Origin of the sequence: Gordonia sp. (in: high G+C Gram-positive bacteria) (assembly GCF_047606305.1) — a bacterium.
GTDB lineage: Bacteria > Actinomycetota > Actinomycetes > Mycobacteriales > Mycobacteriaceae > Gordonia.
On the sequence record NZ_JASGER010000082.1, the window covers coordinates 1 to 7341 of the forward strand.

Below are 7341 nucleotides of genomic sequence, written 5' to 3' on the forward strand. Positions count from 1 at the left end.
AATCCCGTAGGGGGTACAACGAGGAGCGCCTCCGCCGAGATCGGCGGAGGCGCTCCTTTCTCGTCGGGGAAGGCCCTAATCGGTGGCGCTCGGTGCGGTGGAACCGCCGAGCGGGATGGGCGGCAGTCCGAGTTTGCGGTGGTCCCAGCTGCGGGTCCGATCGGCGACGATGCGGACGGCGACGCGCTTGTTCATCATCTGGTCGACCATCGGGCGCAGATCGTCGCTGTAGGGGCCGTTGTAGCGCTCCCAGACGCTGATCCCGCACGCGAGGATGTGGTCCTCGTCGTCGTAGATCTCGGCGGTGCCCTCGATCGCGATGCCGCGCAGCTGGTCATAGGTCTGACCGTCCTCGATCATCACCGAGCACCGCGGGTTGCGCCGCAGGTTCACCGCCTTCTGGGACTTGGCCTTGGTCTCGAACCACAGCTCGCCGTCGATGACGCCGTACCACATGGCGACGAGGTGGATCGAGCCGTCGGGCCCGTTCGTGGCCAGGGTGGCGGTGCGCTGCTTCTCGACGAAGTCGGCGATCTCCTCGTCGGGCATGACGATCTGATTGCGTTGATTGACGCCCATGGCCGAACCCTAGCCCAGATCAGTCGACGGTATGGCCCAGGCGCTCCTGAAGCGCGTCGGCGGCGGCCAGCAGATCGGCCGCCCACCGTCCGCCGGGACGACGGCCGATCCGCTCGATCGGTCCCGACACCGAGATGGCCGCGATGACCTCCCCGTCGACATCGCGCACCGGTGCCGACACGCTGGCCACGCCGGCGGCCCGCTCGGCGACGCTCTGCGCCCACCCCTTCTTCCGCACGTCGGCCAGGGTGCGCTCGGCGAACACGCTGTCGTCCAGCAGGGCGGCCCGCACACCGTCGGGCGCCCAGGCCAGCAGCACCTTGGCGGCCGAACCTGCGGTCATCGGGAGCCGGCTGCCCACCGGGACGGTGTCGCGCAGACCGCTCGGCGGCTCCAGTGCCGCCACGCACACGCGCTCGGCGCCGTCGCGCCGGTAGATCTGCACCGATTCCCCGGTGATCTCGCGCAGCCGCGGCAGGATCGCGAGCGCCGCGTCGGGGATGCGGTCGACGTGGGAGCCGGAGAGCTCGCGCAACGCCGGGCCGGGGATCCAGCGCCCGGTCGTGTCGCGGGTGATTAACCGGTGCGCCTCGAGGCCGACCGCCAGACGGTGGGCGGTGGCGCGCGGGAGTCCGGTCGCGTCGCAGAGCTCGGCGAGGTTGGCGGGGCGGCCGGCGACGGCGGTCAGGACGGTGACGGACTTGTCCAAGACGCCGATTCCACTGACCGCCTCCGGTGCGGTATCATTTCCCATAAGCCGATACTATCTGTCCAGATAGTGAGATTCCACCAATTGCAGCCCAATTGTTGGCAGACCCCAGCGAGGAGCTATGAGCAACAGCCCGGCCAAGCCCCGCACGCTCGCCGAGAAGGTGTGGGACGACCACGTCGTCGTTCCCGGCGAGGTCGACGAGTCGGGGCAGCGCAACCCCGACCTCATCTACATCGACCTGCACCTGGTGCACGAGGTGACCTCGCCGCAGGCCTTTGACGGCCTGCGGATGGCCGGCCGCCCGGTGCGCCGCACCGACCTGACGATCGCCACCGAGGACCACAACGTCCCGACGGTCGACATCGACAAGCCCATCGCCGACCCCGTCTCGCGCACCCAGGTCGAGACGCTGCGCCGCAACTGCGAGGAGTTCGGCGTCCGGCTCTACCCGATGGGCAACGCCGAGCAGGGCATCGTGCACGTCGTCGGACCGCAGTTGGGCCTGACCCAGCCGGGGATGACCGTCGTGTGCGGCGACAGCCACACCTCCACGCACGGCGCGTTCGGCGCCCTCGCCATGGGCATCGGCACCTCCGAGGTCGAGCACGTCCTGGCGACGCAGACCCTGTCGCTGCGCCCGTTCAAGACGATGGCCATCACCGTCGACGGTGAGCTGCCGCCCGGGGTGACCAGCAAGGACTTGATCCTGGCGGTCATCGCGAAGATCGGCACCGGTGGCGGACAGGGGTATGTCCTCGAGTACCGCGGGTCGGCCATCGAGAAGCTGTCGATGGAGGCGCGCATGACCATGTGCAACATGTCCATCGAGGCGGGGGCCCGGGCGGGCATGATCGCGCCGGACCAGATCACCTACGACTTCCTCAAGGGCCGCCCGCACGCCCCGACGGGAGCGGAGTGGGACGCCGCCGTCGAGTACTGGGACGGTCTGCGCACCGACGAGGGCGCCGAGTTCGACGCCGAGGTCCACATCGACGCCTCCCAATTGACGCCGTTCGTCACGTGGGGCACCAACCCGGGACAGGGGGCGCCGCTGGGCGCCGCCGTTCCCACCCCGGAGGACTTCGGCAACGACAACGACAAGCAGGCCGCCGAGCGGGCACTGGAGTACATGGGCCTGGAGCCCGGCACCCCGCTGCGCGACGTGAAGGTCGACGCCGTCTTCGTCGGATCGTGCACCAACGGGCGGATCGAGGACCTGCGCGCCGTGGCCGAGGTCTTGCGCGGCCGGCAGATCGCCGACGGGGTGCGCATGCTCATCGTGCCCGGTTCGATGAAGGTGCGCGCCCAGGCCGAGTCCGAGGGCCTCGGCGAGGTCTTCACCGCCGCCGGCGCCGAGTGGCGCCAGGCCGGGTGCTCGATGTGTCTGGGCATGAACCCCGACCAGCTGGCCCCCGGCGAGCGCTGCGCGTCGACGTCGAACCGCAACTTCGAGGGGCGCCAGGGCAAGGGCGGTCGCACGCACCTGGTCTCGCCGGCCGTGGCCGCGGCGACGGCGGTGCGCGGCACGCTCAGCGCCCCCGCCGACCTGTAGCCGATCGACCCTTCCGAGGAGACACCATGGAACCGCTCACCACGCACACGGGTATCGGCGTGCCGCTACGGCGCAGCAACGTCGACACCGATCAGATCATCCCGGCCGTGTACCTCAAGCGCGTCACCCGCACCGGATTCGAGGACGGCCTGTTCGCGTCGTGGCGCACCGACCCGGACTTCATCCTGAACACCGAGCCGTACAACCGCGGCTCGGTCCTGGTCGCCGGACCCGACTTCGGCACCGGCTCGTCGCGCGAACACGCCGTCTGGGCGCTGATGGACTTCGGCTTCCGCGTCGTGCTGAGCTCTCGGTTCGCCGACATCTTCCGGGGCAACTCGGGCAAGGCCGGACTGCTCGCCGCGCAGGTGGACCAGTCCGACATCGAACTGCTGTGGAAGCGGTTGGAGAACGAGCCGGGTCTGGAACTGGCCGTCGACCTGGAGGCCAAGACCGTCACCGCCGGCGACCTGGTCGTACCCTTCCAGATCGACGACTACACCCGCTGGCGCCTGCTGGAGGGCCTGGACGACATCGGCTTGACGTTGCGCGAGGTCGAGGCCATCGACGCCTTCGAGCAGGCGCGGCCCGCGTTCAAGCCGACCACCCTCTGACGGCGGCGGTCGGACGTCGGGAGGCCCGACGCGCGGACCGACGGTCGTGATGGACCTTTCGCAGGCCGCCGTTTACCGTGAAGTGTTAGCTGCGCCACACCGTGGTCGTGTCGCAGCCGCTCACGGGGTCGACGGTCGAATGCTGCGGAGGTCGAAATGAACAAAGCGGAGCTCATCGACGAGCTGACGGAGCGGCTGGACACGGATCGCCAGACCGTCACCGACGCGGTCGAACAGTTCGTCGACACCGTCGTGCGTGCCGTCGATCGTGGCGAGAAGGTCACCATCACCGGCTTCGGGGTGTTCGAGAAGCGCGACCGGGCGCCGCGCACCGCCCGTAACCCGCGCACCGGGGAGACCGTCAAAGTTGGTGCCGTCGCGGTGCCGTCCTTTCGCCCCGGCGCCCAGTTCAAGGACGTGATCGCCGGCAAGATCGCACTGCCCTCCGAGGGGCCGGCGATCAAGCGCGGCGTCGTCGCGCCGGTGTCGTCGCACCAGCGCGCGGCGAAGAAGGAGTAGCCCTACTCGTAGTCCGGCATCGGGTCGGCGATGTGGTCGGCCGCGACCACTCGACCGTCGAGGTCGATCGACAGCACCCAGGCGCTGCCCTTGCGGTTGCGGTTGGGCGGGAGTTCGAATCCGTCGCGCTCGGCCCACCACTGCATGAGCGGCGCGATCGCCTTGCCCTGGCTGCACACGACGTGGACGCCGTCGTCGCGGCCGGCGAGGTCTCGCATCCGCTTGTGGGCGGCCTTCGGGTCGGCGGCGTAGCCCTCCTCCGACAGCGTCGGCTCGAGGTGGATCTTCTTGCCGCCCAGACGCTTGGCCAGGGGTTCGAGGGTCTGGACGCAGCGCTGCCGGTCCGCGGCGTGCAGGCGGCGCGCGCCGAACAGCGGCAGGAGGTCGGCCAGGGCCTGGGCCTGGGCGCGACCGGCCCGTTCCAGCGGGCGCCCGACGTCGTCGCCGCTATACCGCGACCGGCGGCCCGCCTTCGCGTGACGGACGATCAGCAGCGAGTGCAGGTCGGTGGGCAGGGCGAGGAACTCGTCGACGACCAGGCGGTCCAGCGTGTAGGTGAGCATCTCCTTCGCCGCGTCCGGGGAGGTCCACACCAGCTCGTCGACCTCCTTGTTCGCCTTGAACTCGCCGCCGGTCATGCGCGCCGACCAGTAGCGGACGTGTTTGCGTTTGGAGTCGCCGACCGCGTAGGTCACGTGCCGCAGGTGGCGGCCGAGGATCACCGAGTAGCCGGTTTCCTCGGCGATCTCGCGCACCGCCGTCGCATAGACCGTCTCACCGGATTCGGTCTTGCCCTTGGGGAGGGTCCAATCGTCATAGCGCGGCCGGTGGATGACGGCGATCTGGGGTTCGCCCCACTGCTCGCTGCCCGGCCGCCACAGCACTCCGCCACCGGCCCACACCGTGCGCACGCTCATCCGCCCCAGTGCCCGCCTACGCCGATCCGGCCGCGGTCCGGCGGTACCGCGCCATGAGTTCGGTCTGGTGGTCGCGGACGTCGACGTCGGCCCCCGGCGACGCGGTCCAGCCGCCGTCCTCGCCCAGCACCCAGCAGCGGGTGCGCGGGTCGAGCGCGGAGTCGAAGATCTCGTCGAGCTGGCGGGTGAGCCGCGCGTCGTCGACCTGGACGAGGACCTCGATGCGACGGTCGAGGTTGCGGTGCATCATGTCGGCGCTGCCGATCCAGAACTCGTCCTGGGCGCCGAAGTGGAACATGCGCGAGTGCTCGAGGAAGCGGCCGAGGATCGAGCGCACCTCGATGTTGTCGCTGACGCCGGGGATGCCCGGGCGCAGGGCGCAGATGCCGCGCACGACGATCTCCACCGGGACCCCGGCCTGCGATGCGCGGTACAGCGCGTCGATGATCTGCTCGTCGACGATGGCGTTGGCCTTCAGTCGGATGCGGGCCTTGGCGTCGCCGGCGCGATGGCGGTCGATCTCGCCCCGGATGCGCTCGACGATGCCGGCGCGGATCCCGTCGGGGGCCACCAGGAGGTTCCGGTAGGTGTGCTTGCGCGAGTACCCCGTCAGGGTGTTGAACAGGTCGGTGAGGTCGGCGCCCACCTCGGGAGCGGCCGTGAACAGTCCGACGTCCTCGTAGAGGCGCGCGGTCTTCGGGTTGTAGTTACCGGTGCCGATGTGGCAGTAGCGGCGGATCGTCGAGCCCTCGCGACGCACGACCAGACAGGTCTTGCAGTGCGTCTTGAGTCCGACGAGGCCGTAGACCACGTGGACGCCGGCCTGCTCCAGCTTGCGCGCCCACTTGATGTTGGCCTGCTCGTCGAACCGCGCCTTGATCTCCACCAGCGCAACGACCTGCTTGCCGGCCTCGGCGGCGTCGATGAGGGCGTCGACGATCGGCGAATCGCCAGAGGTGCGGTAGAGGGTCTGCTTGATGGCCAGGACCTGGGGGTCGGCGGCGGCCTGCTCGATGAAGCGCTGCACGCTCGTCGAGAAGGACTCGTACGGGTGGTGCACCAGCACCGCACCCTCGCGCAACGTCGAAAAGACACTCTTGGGGGTCTCGCGCTCGCCGAACGCCGGGTTGGTGACCGGCACGAACGGGGGGTCTTTGAGCGTCGGACGGTCGACGTCGTAGATCTGGAAGAGGGCCGAGAGGTCGAGCGGGCCAGGAACGGCGATCACGTCGGCCGGGTCGACGTCCAATTCGCGCAGGAGCAGCTCGAGCATGTGCTCGCTCATGTCCTCTTCGATCTCCAGGCGCACCGGCGAGCCGAAGCGCCGCCTGGCCAACTCGCGCTCGAGTGCCTGCAGCAGGTCCTCGTCGCGGTCCTCGTCGACCTCGAAGTCGGCGTTGCGCGTGATGCGGAAGGCGTGGTGCTCGACGATGTCCATGCCCGGGAAGAGCTGTCCCAGATTGGCCGAGATCAACTCCTCCAACGGCAGGAACACGACCGGGGCGGGACCGTCGCCCGCGGCGGGGGGCTCGGTGCCGACGAGCTTGTCGACGCGCAGGAAGCGGCTGACGTTGTCGGGGACCTTGACGCGGGCGAAGTGCTCGGCGCCGTCGGAGCTGTCGCGCACCGTGACGGCCAGGTTCAGACTCAAGCCGCTGATGTACGGGAAGGGGTGGGCAGGGTCGACGGCCAGTGGCGTCAGCACCGGGAACACCTGGTCGGTGAAGTAGGTGACCAGCCGCTTGCGCTCGGCCTTGCCCAGGTCGCTCCAGGCGACGATGTGGATGCCCTCGTCGTCGAGTGCGGGCTTGACGGACTCGTTGAACACGCGGGCCTGCCGGGTGGCGATGGACTGTGTGCGCTGGGCGATCCGGCTCAGCTGCTCGCGCGGGGACAGGCCGTCGGCCGATCGCACCGAGAGGCCGGTCTCGTCGCGGCGCTTGAGACCGGCGACGCGCACCATGAAGAACTCGTCGAGGTTCGAGGTGAAGATGGCCAGGAACTTGGCCCGCTCCAGCAGCGGCAGTGAGGTGTCTTCGGCCAGTGCCAGGACGCGGCCGTTGAAGTCCAACCAGGACAGCTCGCGGTTCAGGTAGCGGTCGGCGGGGAGATCGGCCGACTCGTCCGGGCGGGCGGTCGCCGCTGGCGGCGCGCCGGGGCCGGAATCGGCGGCGATCACATGCGTCTCCAACGGGCCGGAGGCCGTCGTGGTCTCGGGTGCATCGGCGCTCACCGACTCATCATGCACCATGGTCGACCCCCGTGCAGCCGGTGGCCAGTGGCGTCCGCGCGCGCAGCCACCGTGCGGTGGCGACACCGACGCCGATGTCCGCGGCCCGGGCCAGATCATCGAGGGTGTCGACGTCCGCGCGCAGTCCCGGCCATGGGCCGTCGGCACCGTCGGCGGTGCCCAGCTCGGCGACGCCCGCCCCGCGGTGGCGGGCCGCC

The 7341-nt window shown here is 69.9% G+C and carries 6 protein-coding genes and 2 pseudogenes; 3 read left to right on the forward strand and 5 right to left on the reverse strand.

Annotated elements, in window-relative coordinates; all coding sequences use genetic code 11:
- Nucleotides 1–75: 75 nt before the first annotated feature.
- Together QM634_RS12240 and QM634_RS12245 are read right to left on the reverse strand one after the other, a co-directional pair.
- Nucleotides 76–579, reverse strand: a complete 504-nt coding sequence (locus tag QM634_RS12240) for a PPOX class F420-dependent oxidoreductase (RefSeq protein WP_415043056.1) — start codon at nucleotides 577–579, stop codon at nucleotides 76–78.
- 19 nt (nucleotides 580–598) lie between these two features.
- Nucleotides 599–1333, reverse strand: a complete 735-nt coding sequence (locus QM634_RS12245) for an IclR family transcriptional regulator (protein WP_415043057.1) — start codon at nucleotides 1331–1333, stop codon at nucleotides 599–601.
- Between the two features lie 76 nt (nucleotides 1334–1409).
- Between QM634_RS12245 and leuC the strand changes: the two genes are divergently transcribed.
- The 3 genes and pseudogenes from leuC to QM634_RS12260 all read left to right on the forward strand — a co-directional run.
- Nucleotides 1410–2843, forward strand: a complete 1434-nt coding sequence (gene leuC / locus QM634_RS12250) for a 3-isopropylmalate dehydratase large subunit (RefSeq protein WP_415043058.1) — start codon at nucleotides 1410–1412, stop codon at nucleotides 2841–2843.
- A 26-nt stretch (nucleotides 2844–2869) separates the two neighbouring features.
- Entirely contained in the window at nucleotides 2870–3457 is a 588-nt protein-coding gene (leuD, locus tag QM634_RS12255) for a 3-isopropylmalate dehydratase small subunit (protein WP_415043059.1), read from the forward strand.
- A 156-nt stretch (nucleotides 3458–3613) separates the two neighbouring features.
- Nucleotides 3614–3970: pseudogene (locus QM634_RS12260) on the forward strand (HU family DNA-binding protein); the annotation flags it as partial.
- 8 nt (nucleotides 3971–3978) lie between these two features.
- Here QM634_RS12260 and QM634_RS12265 read toward each other — a convergent pair.
- The 3 genes and pseudogenes from QM634_RS12265 to QM634_RS12275 all read right to left on the reverse strand — a co-directional run.
- The gene (locus tag QM634_RS12265; RefSeq protein ID WP_415043060.1) at nucleotides 3979–4893 is read right to left on the reverse strand and encodes an NUDIX hydrolase; all 915 of its coding nucleotides are present in this window, start codon (nucleotides 4891–4893) and stop codon (nucleotides 3979–3981) included.
- A 16-nt stretch (nucleotides 4894–4909) separates the two neighbouring features.
- Complete coding sequence (locus tag QM634_RS12270; RefSeq protein ID WP_415043061.1) at nucleotides 4910–7144, reverse strand: RNA degradosome polyphosphate kinase; 2235 nt, start codon at nucleotides 7142–7144, stop codon at nucleotides 4910–4912.
- Nucleotides 7134–7341 (reverse strand): annotated as a pseudogene (locus tag QM634_RS12275) (hypothetical protein); the annotation flags it as partial. The pseudogene QM634_RS12275 and the gene QM634_RS12270, both read right to left, overlap by 11 nt.

What these genes read in the sequence shown, in the direction of transcription:
- leuC (WP_415043058.1), top strand. Translation starts at nt 1,410, where the DNA reads ATGAGCAACAGCCCGGCCAAGCCCCGCACGCTCGCCGAGAAGGTGTGG.
- QM634_RS12245 (WP_415043057.1), bottom strand. Translation starts at nt 1,333, where the DNA reads ATGGGAAATGATACCGCACCGGAGGCGGTCAGTGGAATCGGCGTCTTG.
- QM634_RS12240 (WP_415043056.1), bottom strand. Translation starts at nt 579, where the DNA reads ATGGGCGTCAATCAACGCAATCAGATCGTCATGCCCGACGAGGAGATC.
- leuD (WP_415043059.1), top strand. Translation starts at nt 2,870, where the DNA reads ATGGAACCGCTCACCACGCACACGGGTATCGGCGTGCCGCTACGGCGC.
- QM634_RS12265 (WP_415043060.1), bottom strand. Translation starts at nt 4,893, where the DNA reads ATGAGCGTGCGCACGGTGTGGGCCGGTGGCGGAGTGCTGTGGCGGCCG.
- QM634_RS12270 (WP_415043061.1), bottom strand. Translation starts at nt 7,144, where the DNA reads ATGGTGCATGATGAGTCGGTGAGCGCCGATGCACCCGAGACCACGACG.